21 protein-coding genes are annotated in these 19,888 nt (G+C 65.3%); 12 read left to right on the forward strand and 9 right to left on the reverse strand.

The genetic code is table 11. The features are described 5' to 3' along the window. Positions 1-27: 27 nt before the first annotated feature. Positions 28-474: a hypothetical protein gene (locus HG262_RS11875; RefSeq protein WP_169271216.1), complete on the reverse strand. Its 447-nt coding sequence runs from the start codon at positions 472-474 to the stop codon at positions 28-30. A 458-nt stretch (positions 475-932) separates the two neighbouring features. On the opposite strand from HG262_RS11875, the gene HG262_RS11880 reads away from it, so the two are divergent. From HG262_RS11880 to HG262_RS11895, 4 genes are all read left to right on the forward strand, one after another. Further along, on the forward strand, positions 933-1,136 hold the full coding sequence (locus HG262_RS11880; protein ID WP_105555199.1) for a cold-shock protein: 204 nt from the start codon (positions 933-935) through the stop codon (positions 1,134-1,136). Between the two features lie 40 nt (positions 1,137-1,176). Further along, a complete protein-coding gene (locus HG262_RS11885; protein ID WP_169271217.1) occupies positions 1,177-1,434 on the forward strand; it encodes a hypothetical protein in 258 nt (85 codons plus the stop codon). Between the two features lie 130 nt (positions 1,435-1,564). After that, on the forward strand, positions 1,565-2,101 hold the full coding sequence (locus tag HG262_RS11890) for a hypothetical protein (RefSeq protein WP_169271218.1): 537 nt from the start codon (positions 1,565-1,567) through the stop codon (positions 2,099-2,101). A gap of 100 nt (positions 2,102-2,201) precedes the next feature. Beyond that, entirely contained in the window at positions 2,202-2,558 is a 357-nt protein-coding gene (locus HG262_RS11895) for a gamma-glutamylcyclotransferase family protein (RefSeq protein ID WP_169271219.1), read from the forward strand. 12 nt (positions 2,559-2,570) lie between these two features. Here HG262_RS11895 and norR read toward each other — a convergent pair whose 3' ends face one another. Further along, positions 2,571-4,100, reverse strand: a complete 1,530-nt coding sequence (gene norR, locus HG262_RS11900; RefSeq protein WP_169271220.1) for a nitric oxide reductase transcriptional regulator NorR — start codon at positions 4,098-4,100, stop codon at positions 2,571-2,573. A gap of 153 nt (positions 4,101-4,253) precedes the next feature. Here norR and ytfE point away from each other — a divergent pair, with 153 nt between their 5' ends. Beyond that, positions 4,254-4,925 (forward strand): iron-sulfur cluster repair protein YtfE, encoded by a 672-nt coding sequence (gene ytfE / locus HG262_RS11905; RefSeq protein ID WP_169271221.1) that lies wholly within the window; start codon positions 4,254-4,256, stop codon positions 4,923-4,925. A 22-nt stretch (positions 4,926-4,947) separates the two neighbouring features. On the opposite strand, the gene HG262_RS11910 is transcribed toward ytfE, so the two are convergent. Beyond that, positions 4,948-5,256, reverse strand: coding sequence for a DUF1272 domain-containing protein (locus HG262_RS11910; protein ID WP_169271222.1), 309 nt, complete (start codon positions 5,254-5,256; stop codon positions 4,948-4,950). A gap of 165 nt (positions 5,257-5,421) precedes the next feature. Between HG262_RS11910 and HG262_RS11915 the strand changes: the two genes are divergently transcribed. From HG262_RS11915 to HG262_RS11945, 7 genes are all read left to right on the forward strand, one after another. After that, entirely contained in the window at positions 5,422-6,339 is a 918-nt protein-coding gene (locus tag HG262_RS11915; RefSeq protein WP_169271223.1) for a DUF808 domain-containing protein, read from the forward strand. A 282-nt stretch (positions 6,340-6,621) separates the two neighbouring features. Then, positions 6,622-7,491: an alpha/beta hydrolase gene (locus tag HG262_RS11920; RefSeq protein ID WP_169271224.1), complete on the forward strand. Its 870-nt coding sequence runs from the start codon at positions 6,622-6,624 to the stop codon at positions 7,489-7,491. Positions 7,492-7,549: 58 nt separating this feature from the next. Beyond that, positions 7,550-8,494: an ABC transporter permease gene (locus HG262_RS11925; protein ID WP_169271225.1), complete on the forward strand. Its 945-nt coding sequence runs from the start codon at positions 7,550-7,552 to the stop codon at positions 8,492-8,494. Further along, entirely contained in the window at positions 8,491-9,312 is an 822-nt protein-coding gene (locus tag HG262_RS11930; protein WP_169271226.1) for an ABC transporter permease, read from the forward strand. Before HG262_RS11925 ends, HG262_RS11930 begins: the two co-directional genes overlap by 4 nt. Then, positions 9,309-10,964 carry an ABC transporter ATP-binding protein gene (locus HG262_RS11935; RefSeq protein ID WP_169271227.1) on the forward strand — a complete coding sequence of 552 codons (1,656 nt, stop codon included), beginning with the start codon at positions 9,309-9,311 and terminating at the stop codon, positions 10,962-10,964. Before HG262_RS11930 ends, HG262_RS11935 begins: the two co-directional genes overlap by 4 nt. 81 nt (positions 10,965-11,045) lie before the next feature. Continuing rightward, the gene (locus HG262_RS11940; RefSeq protein ID WP_169271228.1) at positions 11,046-11,666 is read left to right on the forward strand and encodes a GntR family transcriptional regulator; all 621 of its coding nucleotides are present in this window, start codon (positions 11,046-11,048) and stop codon (positions 11,664-11,666) included. Positions 11,667-11,856: 190 nt separating this feature from the next. Continuing rightward, complete coding sequence (locus tag HG262_RS11945; RefSeq protein WP_169271229.1) at positions 11,857-13,407, forward strand: ABC transporter substrate-binding protein; 1,551 nt, start codon at positions 11,857-11,859, stop codon at positions 13,405-13,407. 9 nt (positions 13,408-13,416) lie between these two features. On the opposite strand, the gene HG262_RS11950 is transcribed toward HG262_RS11945, so the two are convergent. The 6 genes from HG262_RS11950 to HG262_RS11975 form a co-directional block, all read right to left on the reverse strand. Continuing rightward, on the reverse strand, positions 13,417-14,418 hold the full coding sequence (locus HG262_RS11950; protein WP_169271230.1) for a tripartite tricarboxylate transporter substrate binding protein: 1,002 nt from the start codon (positions 14,416-14,418) through the stop codon (positions 13,417-13,419). Between the two features lie 44 nt (positions 14,419-14,462). Further along, positions 14,463-15,389 (reverse strand): allantoinase PuuE, encoded by a 927-nt coding sequence (locus tag HG262_RS11955; protein WP_169271231.1) that lies wholly within the window; start codon positions 15,387-15,389, stop codon positions 14,463-14,465. Between the two features lie 24 nt (positions 15,390-15,413). After that, positions 15,414-15,911: an ureidoglycolate lyase gene (locus HG262_RS11960; protein ID WP_248293338.1), complete on the reverse strand. Its 498-nt coding sequence runs from the start codon at positions 15,909-15,911 to the stop codon at positions 15,414-15,416. Position 15,912: 1 nt separating this feature from the next. Then, positions 15,913-16,551, reverse strand: coding sequence for a GntR family transcriptional regulator (locus HG262_RS11965; protein ID WP_169271233.1), 639 nt, complete (start codon positions 16,549-16,551; stop codon positions 15,913-15,915). Between the two features lie 592 nt (positions 16,552-17,143). Continuing rightward, positions 17,144-18,706: an ABC transporter substrate-binding protein gene (locus HG262_RS11970; RefSeq protein WP_169271234.1), complete on the reverse strand. Its 1,563-nt coding sequence runs from the start codon at positions 18,704-18,706 to the stop codon at positions 17,144-17,146. A 35-nt stretch (positions 18,707-18,741) separates the two neighbouring features. Further along, entirely contained in the window at positions 18,742-19,878 is a 1,137-nt protein-coding gene (locus tag HG262_RS11975) for a C45 family peptidase (protein WP_169271235.1), read from the reverse strand. Positions 19,879-19,888 lie beyond the last annotated feature (10 nt).

The following is a 19,888-nucleotide window of genomic DNA, read 5'->3' on the forward strand; positions in this document are numbered from 1 at the left end:
ATCCCATGCGGGCGAAGAGGGGGCGGCCTACCGCCCGAGCTTCATCGACACATCCGTATGCGTGCCGCGGTCCAGGTCTGCGCCCAGGGGCTGATCCCAATCGGGCAGGTCCAGCAGTTCCTTGCTGATTTCGCCGGCTTCGATGCGGCGCGCGATGTCGTCCAGCAGCAGGGTGCGCGTGGCGAAGCCCTTGCCTTGCAGGTCACGCGCGAAAAGCCGGTATGCCAGATCGGGCTCGGCGCCTTTCATGACGCCCAGGTCCAGGATGCGGCCTTGTTCATTGCGCATCAACAGATGCCCGGGGCGGGCGTAGATGCGGTAGATGCGCCACGGCGACGAGATGGCCGCGTGTTCGCGCTGGGGCGTGCGCCTGGGTTCGTCACCGCCGCCGCCGCGTGGCGACTGCGAAGCGGGGGGAAGCAGCTTCACGCAAGCATTTGCGAATTTGGCCATCGACCTTCTGAAAGCGCTCACGCGTGTTCTGCGATCAGCGCGTGCGCCATGGATGTGAAACGCGACGTTCGAAGGAATCGCGGATGGTTATTGCGGGGGGGGGACATAGCCATACTCCTGTATGGCGATACGGCGAGGCAACGCGCGTTCAAGCACCATCGCCCCAGCATACGCGCTTTATCCCGCGCGCGTATGCAAAAGCAATGCCGGTTACGCAATAAGCAAACCACGGCGCGGGCAGCTGGGCCAGGATGCGTGCATTTGCGGTGTTTTAACGGTCGAATGCCAACAAAAACTATTTGGTGGTAATCGGAAACGCCGATTGACTTTAACTACCCCTGCGCCCATAGTGGACTTGAAGCTTTTCGAGCATCGTGATTTTCGTCCGGTCTTGCTCCCTCCGTGGGTGCTTCATTGTTCGCAGTCCTTTCCTTGACAGGCTCATTTCGCGGGCGGTGCCCGCATTTAAAGGAAAGATCATGGAAACCGGAATCGTCAAATGGTTTAACGATGCCAAAGGCTTTGGCTTCATCATGCCCGAGAACGGCGGCAAGGATTTGTTTGCGCATTTCTCGGAAATCGTGAGCGAAGGGCATAAAGTGCTGCTGGAAAACCAGCGCGTCAGTTATGTCACCGCGCAGGGCGCCAAGGGCCCGCATGCCACGCAAATCCGCGCTTTGTGAATGAAGGCCCTATGGGCCTTTTGATCAAATAGGGGGTTTCATGTTTCACAACAATATGGTCTACAAGGGTTATCGCCTGACCGCCAACGTTTCCCGGATTGCAGTCGGGGGCAGCGGCCGGCCCGCCTTTACCGCAACGGTTGCGGTAGAACTTGCGGCAGATCAGGACAAACTCAACGAACACCACGCCGTGCCGTTGTTCGCATCGGGCGGATTCGTGTCCAGCCCCGGAATGGCGGTGGATGCCGCGATCAATCACGGCCGGCTCGTGGTTGACTCGCATGCCAGGCCAGCCTGATGTTCCGCAGCCTGGCGCTGCGCGCATGCCTGACCGGGCCGCCCTGAATTCCACGGGCGGCCTTTTGTTTTCCAGCGGCGTATCTTGATCATGCCACCGTTGTTTCAACCCGCACGCCCAGGGGATTCGCATGACGAACTCAACCGGCAGGGCAGGCAGGGCGCAATGGGACGAGGAAGGCAATGCACGGTTTACCGCGCTGGCCGCCTCATTCGCGCTTGAGCAACTGGACGAGGCCGAACTGCGCATCCTGGCCTTGCTGGGCGCATCCGTCCTGAACCAATGGAGCGAGCTGTCGCAAGACACGCGGCAACGCCTCATGAGCCATTCAATGACGCAACCCGAATTCCATTCCCCACAGGTCAAGGCGCGGATCGCGTGCTTCTTGGCGGACGGTGACGGCGGCCGCCTTGGAGCCTTGCCGCCTGTGCGCATGCGGCGCGGCATCACCCGCGTGGAGCGCCACGACGACGACTTCGTCGACCGCGCCAAGACGGCCTACAAGCAGGACGGCGGCGCGGCGGAACCCGCTCACTACAGCCACATCAACGAGTTCGACGGCAAGCGTGTCGTCGTCTTGCGCAACAAGCGCGGCGTGCTCGCCGTGTACGAAGACGTGCAAGGCCTGGCGACGCGTCTGGCGAGCTGGCCGGCCTCCTGGGTGTAAGGGAAGCCAGCCTGTTTGTCGGGCCGCAATGTCCCGGAGAATGCGCTGCGGATACGCTGGTATAAAGTCGATTACCGGCGAATTCTTTTTAGAGGACACGATGGTGCACGACTTCCCCGAAACGTCGATCCTGCTTTTCTCATATGGAACCCTGCAAGACAAGGCGGTGCAGTTGACCACTTTCGGCCGCGAACTGACCGGCCGGCCTGATGCAATGACGGGCTACGCGCTGCACTGGGTTGACATCACGGATGCCGACGTCCTGAAGACCAGCGGCAAGGCGCAGCACCCGATCGTATACGCCAGTTACGACGTCAAGGACGAAGTCCAGGGCACAGTGTTCGAAATCAGCCAGAAAGAACTACACGCGGCCGACCGCTACGAAGTGGCCGACTACAAGCGCGTGTCGGTGCTGCTGAAGTCAGGCGTGCACGCCTGGGTGTATATCAAGGCCTGAGATCCTCGCGTCCTAGGACTTCAACCCCAGGCGCCGTGCCAGCTTGTGCAGGTTGCTGGGGTCCACGTCCAGCGCGCGTGCGGCGTGGGCCCAGTTGCCCTGGTGCGCGTGCAGCGCCCGGCGGATCGCCTGGCGTTGGCAGGCGTCCACCGTGTCGCGCAATGACGGGATGCCGACGTCGGGCGCATCGCCGGCCCCGGCGTCGTCCGGGGCGGGCGTGGGCGCATCGTGGCCCGACACGTCCAGCAGGCTGGTCTCTAGCGTGACGATATCGTTACGGTTGGCGCCGTGGCTGACCGCCTTGATGGCGGCGCGGCTGATCACGTGTTCCAGTTCCCGCACGTTGCCGGGCCAGGCATAGCGGCGCAGCATTTCTTCAGCGTCTTCCGACAACCGCAAGCTGCGCAGGCCCAGCCGCGCCCGGTTCAGTTCCAGGTAGCGGCCGGCCAGCAACAGGATGTCGTTGCCGCGTTCGCGCAGCGGGGGGATCGGAACCGGGTAGACGGACAGGCGGTGATAGAGGTCGGCGCGGAAATCGCCTGCTTGCACCAGGTCGCGCAGGCTGCGATTGGTGGCGGCGACGATGCGCACGTCCACCGTGCGCGGGCGGTCGTCGCCCAGGCGCTGGATCTCGCCGTTTTGCAGCGCGCGCAGCAGCTTTGCCTGCACCAGCAGCGGCAGTTCGCCGACTTCGTCCAGGAACAGCGTGCCGCCGTTGGCCGCTTCGAAGCGGCCGGGCCGGTCGGTGACCGCGCCGGAGAACGCGCCCTTGGCGTGTCCGAATAATTCGCTCTCGGCCAGGGATTCCGGCAGAGCGGCGCAGTTCACATGCACCAGCGGCTTGCCGCCGCGGCGCGACAAGCGATGCACGCGATGCGCGAACAGCTCCTTGCCGACGCCCGTTTCGCCCAGCAGCAGGATCGGCAGGTCGGAATCGGCCACCACGTCGATTTCATGCAGCAGGCGGGCGATGGGGGCGCTGTTGCCCAGGATTTCGTAGCGGTCCGGCGCCACGTTGTCGGCGGGAGCGGGGCCGCGCGCGTCGCGCAAGGCGCGGATCTCGGTTTCCAGCCGGGTCGTGCGCAACGCGGCTTCGACCAGCACGATGGCGTCGCGCAATTCCGATTGGGCTTCGGCGTCGAAAGTGCCGACCTCCAGTGCATCCAGCGTCAGCACGCCCCAAGGCTGGCCTTCGACATGCAGGCGGGTGCCCATGCAATCGTGCACGGGCAGCGGTTCTCCGGCCATGCCGTTGATCAGGCCGTCATAGGGGTCGGGCAGCGTGCTGTCGTGATGGAAGCAGGTGACGCCGCGGCGGGCCAGGATGGCGGCCAAGCGTGGGTGCTGGTGTACGGCGAAGCGCCGGCCCAGCGCGTCCCGGGTCAGGCCGTCCACGGCGATGGGGCGCAGGTGGTCCTCTTCCTGTTGCAGCAAGGCGACGGCGCCGCAGCGGAAATGCGCGCGCAGGCTGGAGACCAGCCGTTGCAGGCGGATGGCGGGCGGCAGGTCGGCCACCAGATCGGCAAGCAAGAGGTTTTGCATGGGGTTGATTTTACCGTCGCGAGGTGTTTAAAACCCCGAATTGCGATGGTGTTATCTACCCCAAGTTTTGCAAGTATTTGATTTAAAGCAAGGTTTTTCTGGCACGGTTTTCGCTTCTATCCCGGTACCCGTCAAGATCACTGGAGAGACGCGATGAGCATGGTTGAGCAATCCCTGGGCCAATTGGCCCGCAGCATTCCGGGCGCCACGCAGGTGTTCCACGAATACGAACTGGATTTCTGCTGTGGCGGCAAGAAGAGCCTGGGCGAAGCGGCGGCGCAGCGGTCGTTGGACCCGGCGCAGATCGAAGCGCGCCTGATCGCGCTGTCGAGGAACCCGCCCCAGGAAACGGACTGGGGCCTGGCGTCGCCCGCCGAACTGATCGACCATATCCTGGCGCGCTATCACGACGTGCACCGCCAGCAGTTGCCCGAGCTGATCCGGCTGGCGCTGAAGGTAGAGCAGGTGCATGCCGACAGCCCGGATTGTCCGGCCGGCCTGGCCGACCATCTGCGCACGATGCATCAGGAATTGGAAAGCCATATGCAGAAGGAAGAGCAGGTGCTGTTTCCGATGCTGGCCCGCGGCCATGGCGCGATGGCCACCATGCCCATCATGGTGATGCGCCTGGAACACGACGACCACGGCGTCGCGCTGGAACGCCTGCTGGCGCTGACGAACGACCTGACTTTGCCGCGTGCCGCCTGCAATACCTGGCGCGCGTTGTACCTGGGCATCCGCACGTTCAAGGAAGACCTGATGGCGCACATCCATCTGGAAAACAACATCCTGTTCGACGACGCCGCCGCGCCGGTGCGTAACTGACCGGCCCGTCTACCCCGGCCGCCTAGCGGTCCTGGGGCGGCACCCCGTCCAGGCTGCGGCGCAACGCTGCGTGCGCCGCCAGATCCACCGGCCGGTGCTTGCGTTCGGCGCTGGCGGGGTACTTTCCCAAATAGTTTCCGCCCTTGCGGTCGCTGGCAGGGCGGACGGGGCGCGGCGTGAAGCCGCCGCCGCAATTGGGGCAAACGTTGCCCAGCAGCGTGTCCGCGCAGTCCGCGCAGAACGTGCATTCAAAGCTGCAGATGCGGGCCTGGCCGGAGGCCGGGGGCAACGCGGTGTCGCAGTGTTCGCAAGTGGGGCGCAGGGCAAGCATGGGGCGTCCAGGCAAGAGGGGCGAAGCAAGAAGGGTAGCGCCGGCGCGCCGGTCCCGCCAAGCCCGATCCCGACACAAAAGGAAGGAAAACGGCCAACGGTGTTGCAGCCGGACGGCGCTTGCCGCCTGTACACTCGGGTCACCTTAGGGCTCAGGGGATGCTTGATGGCCGGCAGCAGTTTCTTCGCATTGTTCGACGATATCGCCACGATTCTGGATGACGTCTCCGTCATGACCAAAGTGGCGGCCAAGAAAACCGCCGGGGTGCTGGGCGACGACCTGGCGCTGAACGCGCAGCAAGTGTCCGGCGTGCCGGTCAACCGGGAATTGCCCGTCGTGTGGGCGGTGGCCCGGGGTTCCTTCATCAACAAGCTGATCCTGGTGCCGTCGGCGCTCTTGATCAGCGCTTTCCTGCCGTGGGCGGTGACGCCGCTGCTGATGCTGGGCGGCGCCTTCCTGTGTTTCGAAGGCGTCGAGAAACTGGCCCACAAGTTCCTGCCGCATGGCGAATCCGCCGAAGACAATCACGCCGCGCTCGTCGGAGCCTTGCAGGACGCGTCCGTCGACATGGTCGCGTTCGAGCGCGACAAGATCAAAGGGGCGGTCCGCACCGACTTCATCCTGTCCGCCGAGATTATCGTCATCAGCCTGGACGCGGTGGCGGACGCCGACTTCACGCGCCAGGTGCTGGTGTTGTCGATCATTGCCGTCGCGATGACGGTGGGCGTCTACGGCCTGGTGGCCGGCATCGTCAAACTGGATGATCTGGGCTTGTACCTGAGCCAGAAGCGGTCGCAGGCAATGGCCTGGCTGGGCAAGCGCATCGTGGGCGCCGCGCCCTACCTCATGAAGACCTTGTCGGTGGTGGGCACCGCGGCCATGTTCATGGTGGGCGGCGCGATCCTGACGCATGGCATCCCGCCGGTACATGCCGCCGTGGAGCATGCCGCCGCCGCGGTGGGCGGGGGCGCCGTGGTGCATGCGCTGACCTCCACCTTGCTCAACGCCCTGTTCGGCATCGTGGCCGGGGCCGTGGTGCTGGGCGTGGTCAGCGTGGCCAAGCGGCTGTTCAAGAAAGCCTGACGCGCAAAACACCGATGCGGGACGTGCCGATACGGCGCGCCATCTGGCCGGCCGTGCGTAGGCGTCCTCCTGCTTGAAGGTTTCGTTGTGCGGGCCGTCGTCGGCCTGCGCGATGCTGCCTTGCCAGGTGACGCCGCTGCCTGCGATGCCGGCCTAGGGAATCCCCTGCCTTGTTGACCGGAAACGCATGCGCCTAAAATTGGCGCCAATTTATGTGATTATTGTTTCGACCACCGGCAAAGACCATGGGCCCGCCCGAGCGGCCATGGAAACGAGGAAATCATGCAGTCCAACGCAGCTCCCGCTATCCAACCCGACGCCGCCCGCGCACGGGCCATGTACGACCTTGGCCACAGCACCGTCTTCGCGGCCCGTACCGACCCGCGCTTTTCCTATTGCATGTATGTGCCGCCGCATATCGACACCGCCCGCCATCCGATGGAGCTGGTGGTGATCATGCACGGCACCGGCCGCGCCTTCGTGGAGTATCGCGACGCGTTCGCCGAGTTCGCGCGCTGGAACGACTGCATCGTGCTGTGCCCGCTGTTCCCCGTGGGCCCGCTGGGCGACGGCAACCGCGACGGCTTCAAGCAACTGCTCGAAGGCGACATCCGCTATGACCGGATCCTGCTGGACATGGTGGCCGAAGTCGGCGAGAAGTTCGGCCGCGATTTCAAGAAGTTCGGCCTGTTCGGCTATTCGGGCGGCGGCCAGTTCGTCAACCGATTCGCTTACCTGCACCCGGAAAGCCTGTGGGCCGTGTCGATCGGCGCGCCCGGCTCGGTCACGCTGCTGGACCCCAGCCAGGACTGGTGGGTGGGCGTGCGCGACGCCGAAGCCCGTTTCGGCAAGGGTGTCGACATCGAGGCGCTCAAGCAGGTCGCCGTCCACATGATCGTGGGCAAAGCCGATCTGGAAACCTGGGAAATCACCCACCGCGAAGGCGGCAAGTTCTTCATGCCTGGCGCCAATGACGCCGGCAAGACGCGCCCGGAGCGCCTGGAGTCGCTGCGCCGTTCGTTCGAAGCCCAAGGCGTGAAGGCGGTGCTGGACGTGGTCGAGAACGTGCCGCACGACGGCCTGAAGTGCGTGGGCCAGGTGCAGGATTTCCTGGCCAGCGCGCTGCGCAAGTTGCGACATGCTGATAATTGAACTCGCTGGACGCGCGCGCGGCGTCCAGCCGCGCGGCATCCGGGACTAGGAGAGGGCCATGCTGCGTTTTGCGCTATCCCGAATTGTCATGGCCGTACCGACCCTGCTGATCGTGGCGGTGGCGGTATTCGTGATGATCCGGCTGATTCCGGGCGATCCCGCCCAACTGCTGCTGGGCGACCTGGCCACGCCGGCAGCCCTGGCGGACCTGCGTGCGCGCCTGGGGCTGGACCAGACCTGGCTGACCCAGTTCGGCATCTGGTTCGGCAACATGCTGCACGGCGACCTGGGGGCGTCCATCAACACCGGGCAACCCGTGCTGCCGCTGGTGTGGGACCGCTTCCTGATCAGCGGGCGCGTGGTGCTGGTGGCGGTGCTGTTCGCCGCGTTGGTGGCCGTGCCCGCCGGCATGATCGCGGCCTGGAAGCAGAACAAATGGCCCGACCTGTTCCTGGTCGGTTCGGCGACGTTGCTGGTGTCCATCCCGACCTTCTGGCTGGGCCTGCTGCTCTTGATCTTCTTCGGCCTGAAGCTGCAATGGCTGCCGGTGGTGGGTTACGTGTCCATCGGCGAAGACTGGAAGGCGGGCCTGCTGTATCTGGCCATGCCCATCCTGACGCTGTTCCTGCACGAGATCGGCGTGCTGATGCGAATGGCGCGCGCCAGCACGCTGGAAGTGCTGCGGCTGGACTACATCACCCATGCGCGCGCCAAGGGCCTGTCGGAATCGGCCGTGCTGATGCGCCACGCGTTCCGCAACGCCTTCGGCCCGACCTGGACGCTGATCGGCCTCGTGCTGGGCAACCTGCTGGGCGGCATCGCGGTGGTGGAGACGGTGTTCACCATTCCCGGACTGGGGCGCCTGCTGGTGGATTCGATCTTCGCGCGCGACTATCCCGTGATCCAGGGCTGCCTGCTGTTCGTGGGCGTGGTCTACGTGATCGTGAACCTGCTGATCGACCTCTGCTATCCCATCTTCGACCCGAGAGTGACCGCCGAATGAAAAAGCGAATCGCAGCTAACGCGCTCCTGGGCGGTGTGATCGTCGGGGCGATGATCGTCGCGGCGATCATGGGCGCCTTCTGGACGCCGCATGACCCGCTCAAGATCAACTTCGTCGCGCGGCTCAAGCCGCCGGGCGGAGACTTCCTGCTGGGCACCGACGAATTCGGCCGCGACGAACTGTCGCGCCTGTTGGCGGGCGCATCCAGCAGCGTCTGGATCAGCCTGCTGACCGTCACGTTCGCCATCGTGGCGGGCACCGCCATCGGCACCCTGACCGGTTTCGTCCGCGGTTGGACCGACCGCATCATCATGGCCTTCAATAACGCGCTGCTGGCGTTTCCGGGCCTGCTGCTGGCGTTGGGGCTGCTGGCGGTGGTGGGTGCCAACAAGTACGGCATCATCCTGGCGCTGGGCCTGGCCTATACGCCATCGGTGACGCGCATCGTGCGGGGCACGGTGCTGTCGTTGCGCGAAAAGGAGTTCATCGAATCGTCCCGGGTGCTGGGTAATTCCGAGCTCTACACCATGTTCCGGCACGTGTTGCCCAACTGCGTGGCGCCGCTGACCGTGCTGGCCACGTCCATGTTCGGCTGGGTAATCCTGGCGGAAAGCGCGCTGTCCTTCCTGGGCCTGGGCGTGCCGCCGCCCGCGCCGACCTGGGGCAACATGCTGGCTGCCGCGCGCCCGTTCATGGCGCAGGCGTCGTACCTTTCCATTCTTCCCGGCCTGGCCATCGCGCTCGCGCTGCTGGGGATCAACCTGCTGGGCGACGCGGTGCGAGACCGCTTCGATCCCCGCATGAGGGGCGTGCAATGAGCGCACTGGTATCCGTATCGAACCTGACGTTGACGGTGGGCGCAGGCGGCCGCGAGATTGTCAGCGGCGTATCCTTCGAGGTCGCGCCGGGCGAGATGGTCGGCATTGTCGGTGAATCCGGCAGCGGCAAGACCCAGGCGGCGCGCGCCATCATGGGCTTGACGCCCGCGCCGCTGGTCGTGGCCGGCGGGGCCATCCTGTTCGAGGGCGTGGACGTGACGAAGGCCGATCCGGCCGTGCTGCGCAAGCTGCGCGGCGCACGCATCGGCATGGTCTTCCAGGAGCCGATGACGTCGCTGAACCCCTCCATGCCGATCGGCCGCCAGTTGGACGAAGGCCTGAAGCTGCACCGCAAGGATTTGTCCACGGCGCAGCGCCGCGAACGCATCCTTGAAATGTTGCGGCGCGTGGGCATCCGCGACCCCAAGGGCGCGATGGACGCCTGGCCGCACGAGTTCTCGGGGGGCATGCGCCAACGCATGATGCTGGCTTCGGTGATGCTGCTGGAGCCGGCGCTGCTGATCGCCGACGAACCCACCACCGCCCTGGACGCGGTGGTGCAGCGTGACGTGCTGGAACTGATGGTGGACCTGACGCGCGAACATCACACGGCGGTGCTGATGATCAGCCACGATCTGCCGATGGTGGCGCGCTACACCGAGCGCATGGTGGTGATGCAGCACGGCAAGGTGCTGGAAACCGGCACCACTGCCGGCATCCTGGAGCGTCCGCAGCACCCGTACACGCGCAAGCTGCTGGACGCCATGCCGCGCCGCCTGCCGGCCCGCAAGCTGGCGCCGGAGGCGCCCATCGTCGAAGTCAAGCACCTGGTGGTGGACTATGCGGGCCATCAGCGCCTGTTTTCCCGCACTGCCGCCAAGCGCGCCTTGAACGGCATCGACCTGCATGTCCAGCCGCGCGAAGTCGTGGCGGTGGTGGGCGGATCGGGCTCGGGCAAGACGACGCTGGGCCGGGCGATCGCCGGCCTGCTGGCGCCCACGTCGGGCCAGATCCTGTTCCGCAATCAGCCGGTGAACCGGCGGTCGGCCGCCTGGCGCGATTACCGGCTGAACTGCCAGATGGTGTTCCAGGACCCGTATTCGTCGCTGGACCCGCGCATGACGATCGGCCAACTGGTGGGCGAAGGCCTGCGCATGCTGGACGACATGCCTTCGGCGGACAAGCGCCGCCGGGTTGACGAGGTGTTGGCGGAGGTCGGCCTGGGGTCCGAATACGCCAAGCGCTTTCCGCACGAAATGTCCGGCGGCCAGCGCCAGCGCGTGGCGATTGCCCGCGCCATCGTGCGCCGGCCGGCGTTCGTGATCGCCGACGAACCGGTATCGGCGCTGGACGTGACCGTCCGGGCGCAGGTGCTGGACCTGTTCGCCGACCTGCAGGAACGCCATGGCTTTTCGTGCCTGTTCATCAGCCACGACCTGGGCGTGGTCGAGCAGGTGGCCGACCGGGTGGTGGTGATGCGCGACGGCGGCATCGTCGAGCAAGGTTCGCGCGACGCCGTGTTCGACCGGCCGCAAGAAGACTACACGCGCAGCCTGCTGTCGGCGATTCCGGCCCTGGAATCCACCGACACGGGAGGCGTGCGCCTGCGCTGGCGGCTGGACGGCCAGGAGCCCCTGCGGGCCAGCGCCTGAGGGCAGGGGGGAACCCCCTGCTATCGCGGCAAGAAGTTATGCATAAAATACGCGCTTGGAATTGATTGACGGGAGTGGTCCATGCCGAAAGCGGCAGCGACGCAGCCCGGCCTGGTTGACCGTATTGCCCATGATATTCAGTCGGGTGCATATGGTCCCGGCGCCTGGTTGAAACAGATCGACCTGCAAGAACGCTATGACGCCAAGCGTCTGGACGTCCGGCGGGCGTTAGATCAATTGGCCGCCAAACGGCTGATTGCGCACATCCCGAACCGGGGCTATCACGTCTATGCGATGGACCCGGACCAACACCTGCAGATTCGCGATATCCGCATCCTGCTGGAAACCGGGGCGGCGGCCGACTTGATGCCGAATGTCACGGCGGCCAAGGTCCGTGCGCTGCGTGCCTTGGCCGAACGTTTCGCCAAGCTGTTGCAGGATGGCACCTTGCTGGAGCAATACGAGGTCAACCTGGCGTTCCACGCCGCGATGTACGACCTGTGCAGCAACCGCGAACTGGCCGCGCTGATCCAGGAGACCCGCGCGCGCGGGCCCGCCGCGCCTGCCAAGGAATGGGTGACCCGTTCCCGCATCGAGATCTCGGCGCGCGAGCACTTCGACATGGTCGAAGCGCTGGAGGCGCGCGACGTGAAGCTGCTGCAGAAAATCATCGCCCAGCACGTGGGCCAGGATATCTCCTGACGCGCGCTTCGTGACCTGATTGTGCATCCCTGTGCGGCGGCCACCTGAAAAGGGGCCGCCGCCGTGCTTTTGCACGCCCCTTTCAGGGATACCCCCGATGTCGGCCAGCGATGGAGTCTCCATAATTAGCAGATTATTTTGGCGCCAATATATGCGTGAAATTTGCGCCGCACACCGGGGAGTCTGTTCCATGCACCACCATTTTGTTCCCAGGGCGCTTGCGCTCTCCCTGGCGCTTGCCGCCGTGCAGGCCCACGCCGCCGTGCTGACCGTGGCGCAACCGGCCGACATCCGCTCGACCAACCCCGGCGTCAACCGCGACAACACCACCGACGGCGTGGTACTCAACATCGTCGAAGGCCTGGTCGGCTACCGCGAGAACGGCACGGTCGGCCCGCTGCTGGCCAAGTCGGTGGACCTGTCGCCGGACGGCCTGACCTACACCTTCACGCTGCGCGACGGCGTCAAGTTCCACAACGGCGCCGCGCTGACGTCCGCCGACGTGATCTGGACCTGGCAGCGCTACATGGATCCGAAGACGGACTGGCGCTGCCGCAGCGACTTCGACGGCCGCAACGGCCTGAAGGTGACGGACGTGTCCGCGCCCGACGCGAAGACCGTGGTGATGAAAGTGGACCGCAAGTCGGCCGTGTTCCTGGATTCGCTGGCGCGCACTGATTGCGGCATGACCGCCATCATTTCGAAAGATTCGGTCGCGGCCGACGGCTCGTGGATCAAGCCCGTGGGCACTGGCCCCTACATGTTCAAGGATTGGAAGCGCGGCGAATACACCTTGCTGTCCGCGTTCAAGGACTACGTGTCGCCCGAAGGCGACAAGCCGGACGGCTACGTGGGTTCCAAGCGCCCGTTGGTCGACGAGGTGAAGTTCCTGGTAGTGCCGGATCCGTCGACGTCCAAGGCTGGCCTGATGTCCGGCGCCATCGACGCCAGCCAGATCACCAACACCGATGTGGGTGAATTGAAAAGCGCCAAGAACCTGACCGTCTTCAGCCCCCACGATGCCGTCAAGCACGTGTTGCTGTTCCAGACCCAGGATCCGGTGCTGAAGAACGTGAAGGTGCGCCAGGCGATCGCCGCCGCGCTGGACATCCCGCAAGTGGTCGCCGCCGCGTCGGAAGGCCTGGGCCAGTTGAACAATTCGGCGGTCTACGCCGGTTCGGCCTACTACAAGGAAGCGGAAAAGCGCAGCTATAAGTACGATCCGGCGCGCGCGCAGCAGTTGCTGAAGGAAGCGGGTTACAAGGGCGAACCCATTGTCATCTATGCGAACAAGCGCGCCCATGTGCCCAGCTACCAGGTCGCCGTGATCGCGCAGGCCATGATGCAGTCGGTCGGCATCAACGCCAAGATCGAGGTCTTGGAGTGGGCCACGCAGCTGGATCGCTACAACACCGGCAAGTACCAGGTCAGCTCGTTCTCGTTCTCGTCGCGCCTGGACCCGTCGCTGAGCTTCGAGCAGTTTGCCGGCAACAAGGAGAAGCAGCCCCGCAAGGTCTGGGATGACCCCGCGGCGCAGAAGCTGATCGATGAGAGCTTCCTGGAATCCGACCCCGCCAAGCGCCAGGCCCTGTTCGACCAACTGCATGCCCTGATGCTGGAACAGACCCCGATGCTGATGCTGTACAACGGGGCGGACGCCTGGGCGGTCAACAAGCGCGTGGAAGGCTTCTCGGTCTGGGAAGGCAAGCCGCGCGTCTGGGAAACCAAGATCGCGAACTAAGGCGCATCGTCAGTCGAGCTTGACGCCCGCCTGTTTGATGACCGCAGCCCAATCCTGGACTTCCTTGCCCAGGAAGGCGCCCAGCTCCGCAGGCGTGGACGGGGCCAGGATCAGGCCTTCGTCGGCGTAGCGCTTGCGCAGGTCCGGGTTGGTCAGCACTTGCTGCAGGGCGGGCTGCAAGCGCTCAATGACGGCTGCCGGCACGCCGGCGGGCGCCATCAGGCTGTACCACGTGGTCGCTTCCAATCCTTTCACGCCCTGCGACCCCGCCGTCGAGACGTCGGGCAGCGCGGGCGACTTCTCGGTTCCCGTCACCGCCGCGGCGGCGACCCGGCCGGCCTTGTACTGGGGCAGCATTTCCACGACTTGCGTAACGCCCATGCTCAATTCGCCCGACGCCACGGCCAGCAGCACTGGCGAACTGCCCTTGTAGGGCACGTGCACCAGCTTGCCGCCCGTGGCCAGGTTGAGGACTTCGCCCGTCAGATGGGTGATGCTGCCGGCGCCCGAAGAGCCGAAAGTCAGCTTGCCGGGCTCTTTCGCGGCCAGGGCAATGAGTTCGGGCAGGTTCTTGGCCGGCAGGCTGGGGTTGACGGCGAAGACCAGCGGGCTCTTGCCGACGAGGGTGATCGGCTGGAAGTCCTTGACCGGGTCATAGTTCAGGTTCGGGTACAGGCTGGGCGCGATCGCCAAGGTGGATACGTTGCCCAGCAGCAGCGTGTAGCCGTCCGGTTCCGCCCGGGCCACTGCGTTGGTCCCGATGGTGCCGCCCGCGCCCGCCCGGTTCTCGACGATCACTTGCTTGCCAAGGGTGTCGTTCAGTTGTTGCGACAGCGCGCGCGCCAGCGTGTCGGCAGCCCCCCCGGGCGGGAAGGGCACGACGATGCGGATGGGTTTGTTCGGATAAGGCTGGGGCTGGGCGTGCGCAGCCGGGCTCAAGCCTAGCGCCAGCAACGCGGCCAGCGCCGTGGTCATCGCGCCGCGGCGATTGAATTTCCTGTACTTCGACATACTGCTCTCCTGAAAGAGAAAACGTGGTCATTGCAGAAAACAAATCAGCGCGGCGCGTCCGGGGCGCACGGATGGCAAGCGTGCCAGTGGCGGGCGATATCCGCGCGGCGACACACCCACACATCGGAATGGGCGGCCACATGGTCCAGGAATCGCGCCAGCCCTGCCGCGCGGCCGGGCTGGCCGACCAGGCGCAGGTGCAGCCCCACGGACATCATCTTGGGGGCCGTCGACCCTTCCTCGTAAAGCATGTCGAAGGCGTCGCGCAGGTACTCGAACAAGTCCTGCCCCGTGGCCATGCCGCCACGGATGAACTTGGCGTCGTTGTTGGCCAGACCGTACGGCACAAGCAGATGCGGCGTGTCGCCGACTTGCGTCCAGTAGGGCAGTTCGTCGTTGTAGGTGTCGGAGTCATACAGGAACCCGCCTTCCTCCACGAGCAGCGCGCGGGTGTTCAGGCTGGGGCCGTAACGGCAGTACCAGCCCAGCGGACGCGATCCGACCGAGCGGGTAATGGATTCCACCGTGCGGCGGATGCGCTCGCGTTCCTGTTCGAGCGTCAGGTTCTGATGACGCTCCCAGCGCCAGCCATGCGCGCAGACGTCGTAGCCCGCCGCGCGGATCGCGTCGCAGACCTGGGGATTGCGTTCCAGCGCCAGGCCGCAGCCCAACACGGTCGCCGTCATGCCGCGCGATTGCAGCAATCGATGCACTCGCCAAAAGCCGATGCGGCTGCCGTACTCGAACATCGACTCGGCTGCCAGGTCGCGGCCGGTGAAGCCGCCCGCGCCGCCCTCGGTCAAGCCGGTCTCGGATTCCGGGTCGCCGTCCGGCACCGAAGGCTCACCGCCTTCCTCATAGTTGATGCACAGATTCAGCGCCAGACGCGCGCCGCCCGGCCATTGGGGATCGGGGGGATTTGCGCCATAGCCGATGAAATCGCGGCGCAAGTGGAGAGGATCGAAGTTCATGACGGACAAGCCACCTGAGAGGAATCAACCGGGAAGGGAAACGACGGCATGCGGGGCCGGCGCCTGCCAGAATTCATCGTCGTCATCACGGCCGGTCTGGCCCATCAGGACAAGGAATTCCGCGGGCCCGCCCAGCACGGTCAGGCCGTGGTGCCAGGTGCCCACGCGATAGCACACGCCCTGGCTGCCGGAAGCCAGAAAGGCCTCCAGCCGCGCCATATCCGGCAGGCCGTCGGCCCCGGTTGGCGCGACCACGACGAGATAAGGCGTCGCCGTCAACGGAACGAAGGTCTGGGCCGCGTGCGGATGCCGCTCCATCAGTTCGATCACAACCGGGCCGGCCGGCCGCGCATTCACGCGGCTGACCCAGCAGGCCTGCCGCGTGGCCTGCGGTCCGTGCCGCATCGGCTCTGTCAGGAAGTGGCGGCGTTCCGTGCCTTGGTGCGCAATCACCTCGCCATAAGGCGCGAACGCGTCGGCGGTAAGCGGCTGCGCGTGCACGAGGGTGGGGGAATGCGTCATGTCACGCACCATGGGTCAGGTATCCCAGCGAGTTGACGTAGCTGCGGCGCACGCTCTCCAAATGGGCGGCCATCGCCTGGCGAGCGCGGGCCGAATCGCCGGACAACAACCCCTGCACGATCGCCAGGTGCTCTTCCCTGGCTTGCACCTGCCGCTGCGGCAGGCGTTCAACGTCGCACATTCGCACCTGCCTGCGGGTCGCGGTGATCATCGACGCCAGGTTCCGGTTGCCGCAATAGGCGGCCACCAGATCATGCAGGGCGTTGTCGACCTCCCAGTCCGATTTTTCATCAGAGGTCTGGGCGTCCAGCAACGCTTGGAGGCGGGTGCGCAACCCTTCCAGCGGCTCGGCCGGAATGCGCCCGGTCGCCATCGCCGCCGCCTCGCTTTCCAAGAGGCTGCGGATCTGCAGCAATTCCAGCAGATCCGTCACACCGAACGACCGCACCACGATCGACCCGTTGGACAGGCGCTCGAGCATGCCCTCGCCCAGCAACCGATTCATCGCGGCGCGCAACGGCGTGCGCGACACCTCCAACTCATCCGCCAAGCGGCGCTCTTCCAGCACCTCACCCGCCGGAATCCGGCGCGAAACGATTTGGTCCAGCAGGGTTTGATAGGTGCGTTGCGTAGCGTTCATGGCGTGTGGCAGGAATAGAAGCGGCGCCGCCACCAGAAAAACCGGCTCGCGGCCATGCGATGGCTGAACGGTACTTCATTGGTATCCCAATGGGATACCAGTAGTATCCCCAATGCGCGGGCCGAACGAAACCCGCAGGGGAAGGCGAAGAAGGGGAAGGGGATCTCGCCCAGACGGAGCAGAACAGGTCCGGAGAAAGGGGAATTCGCCCAAGAGAGGGGAATTCGCGCATAAGGAAGGGAATACGCCTGCTTAGGCAGCCAGGCGCAGGACGGACACCGCCACGACGCCCACAACCATGTATGCCGATTGTGGCCGCCCGCGCGGCCGCAATTCGGCGGGCGACGCAAGACTCTCCACCCACCACGGGTCTAGCAGCGCCTCAAGCCAAGACGCTGGTAGCCCGTCGGCGCGGCCACCCGGATGGCGCGCAACCTCGATGCGCCCGAGGGAATCTGAAGGCCGCGGCCGCAGGCCGCAACGAAGATGACAAAGGGGCAGTCCGGAGCGAAGGCTCCGGACCGCAATCGTGGGCGCGCGCCATCCGGGTGGCCGCGTCGATGGGCGGCCTACTTCACCGCGTTTACAGCGCTCACTGAGAAACCCGCTCCACTTCCCATGCACGCGGCTTCTTCACCGCCCAAGGTTGATACCCCTTGATGCTGCTCCGGTAAGCCCCGATATCCAGGCCGTTATAAAGCGGAATGCTTGGCACGTCCGCCAGGAACAGCTGATGCAACTGATCGAACGCCGCCTGCCGTTTGGCATGATCCGTGTCCACGGACGCCGCTTCCACAAGTTTCGCGGCCTCCGGGTTATCCCAGATCTTGCGCGGTTGCTTGGCCTTGTCGCCCGTCACCATCTCGTAGTTCAGCGCCGCGTCCAGGCGCGCCGAATACGGGAACGTCATCATCTGGTAGGTGCCCGCGTTATAGCGATCCAACTGCGTCGCCCACTCCACCACCGACAACTGCGCATTGATGCCCACCGACTGCAACATCGCCTGCACGATCACCGCCGAGTTATATGACTGAGGGTAGCGCTTGGTCGTCAGGATCGACAGTTCCTGGCCCTTGTAGCCGGCTTCCTTCAGCAGCTTCTGCGCCGCGGCCGGATCGTAGTCCCAGCCTTTCTTCTGGACGGCGTCATGGTAGGGCGAGACCAGCGGCACGATGGAATTGTTCGGCTGCGCCAGCCCTTCGGTCACGGCCGCGGCCAACTGCTTGTAATCGATGGCGTGGGCCAGGGCCTGGCGCATCTTCGGGCTGGACAGCACCGGGTCCTTGGTCTGCAGCAGCAGCGCCGTCATGCTCATCACCGGCGCGTAGGCCACCTTGACGTTCGGCGTGCCTTGCAACACGGGAACGTCGTTGTTGGACACGTCTTCGATGATGTCGATGTTGCCGCGCTGCAAAGCGGCCTTGGCGGTAGAATCGTCCGGCACGATCATGAAGCGCACTTCGTCCACCAGCGGGCGCTTTGACCCGGTGTAGCCGTCGCGCTTGCCGTCCAGGTTGGAATAGGCGGCGAACTTGGTCAGGCGGATGTATTCGCCGCGCTTCCATTCGGCCAATGCGAACGGACCCGTGCCGATGGGCTTGATCCAGGCCCCGTCCGCGCCGACGGAGTCCTTGGACAGGATGCCGGTGCCACCGCAATCGGTGCGGGCCAGCGACGCCAGGAACAGGCTGGTGGGTTTCTCCAGGTGATAGACGACCGTCTGCGCATCGGGCGCTTCCACGCCGGTGACCTTCACCGTGCCGCGGCCGTCGAATTCGCTGGCGCAGCGCCAGCCCGAGTTGGCGGCGGTGTAGTGCTGCCAGGTCCACAGCACGTCGGCCGACGTCATCGGCTTGCCGTTGTGGAACGTGATGCCCTCGCGCAGCTTGAAGGTATAGGTCTTGCCGTCCGGGCTGATGTCGACAGACTTGGCCAGCAGCGGGCGCACCTCGGCGTCTTCGCCGTAGGCGACCAGGCCTTCCACGATGTGCAGCACGACCGCGTCGCTGTTGCTGTCGCGGTTGACGCCGGGTTCGGTGGAACGGATATCGGCTGTCAGCGAGATACGCAGCGGCGGCGCCGATTGGGCGGCGGCCGTGCCGGCCAGGCCGGCAAGCGCCAACGCAACCGCGGCGCGCAAACAATGGTTCTTCATTGATATTTCCTCGGGTTGCGCGGACGCGTTGCCGATCAGGCGGCGGCCAGCAGTTCGGGTTCCGCGGTCAGGCTGTAACGGGTGAACGTACGGTTCAACGCGGGCAGCGGCGCCACTTCCATCAGGCCGGCGGCGGGTTCCATGATGACCATGGCGACCGTGGCCGACAGGTTGTCGTGGCTGCCGGGGCGCGGCGGGCGGCAGACGGAATAGGGCGAGCCGAAGTCGTCGAACAGGGCGTGCTTCAGGTCTTCGCGCGTCAGTTGCGTCTTGTCGTTCAGCAGGCGGCGCACGCGCCAGTCGCGGTAGGCGCTTTCCGGCGTGCTGGCGCGGCCGGTGTCGCGCAGCTTGCCCAGCGCCACTTCGCTGACCCAGTGGTTGGCGTGCACGATCAGGTCGTCGGCGCCCGGGTAGATCGGGAAGGCTTCATCGGTGGTGCATTCGTAGTCGACGCCAAAGCCGGCGGCCATGCCGATCATGATGTTGTTCGAACACGACTTGGGCGTGGTGGCGACGGCCTTGATGGCCAGCGCGAAATGTTGCTGTTCCAGCACCTTGCGGCGGATCAGCGACAGCGGCACGCCCAGTTGGCGGAAGTCGCGGTCGGATTCCAGATAGTTGGCGGTGATGGACACGCCGGCGCTGTTCAGGCCGCTGCGGGCCAGGCCGCCAGCTTCCACGAAGGTCAGGATGTCCGGGCCGTTGTCGTTGCGCACGCGCAGCACGATGGCGGTTTCGGCGCATTCGGCGCGCCAGTCCCAGTTCTGGCCGTGGATCAGATTGCCGTTGGCCGAGCGCGTGGGCAGGATCAGGGCGCCCGTGCAGCCGTCGCCGGGTTCCAGTTCGGCGGCCTTCTTTTTTTCGGCGCGCGCCTTGGCGACGACTTCGGTGCGGGCGTTCACCATCACGATGTCTTCGAACGGCACGTCGGCGCCGGCGGCGATGCCGCGCATTTCTTCCAGGTAGTGCGGGGCGAAATCCTCGATCTCACGTGCGAAATGGGCGATGAGCTGGGTGCGCGCCATGGCGTCGTAGCCCAGGTCGACCAGCGTCTGGCCGTACATGGCCGCGCTTTTGCGCACGCGGTCGGCGGCTTGCTGGCCGTAGGAGCGGCCACGGGCTTCGGGCGTGCCGGAAACCGATACGAAGGGGAATTGGGTGATCTGGGTCATGGACGGTAAG

Source organism: Achromobacter sp. Bel (assembly GCF_012928505.1).
Classification (GTDB): domain Bacteria; phylum Pseudomonadota; class Gammaproteobacteria; order Burkholderiales; family Burkholderiaceae_B; genus Achromobacter.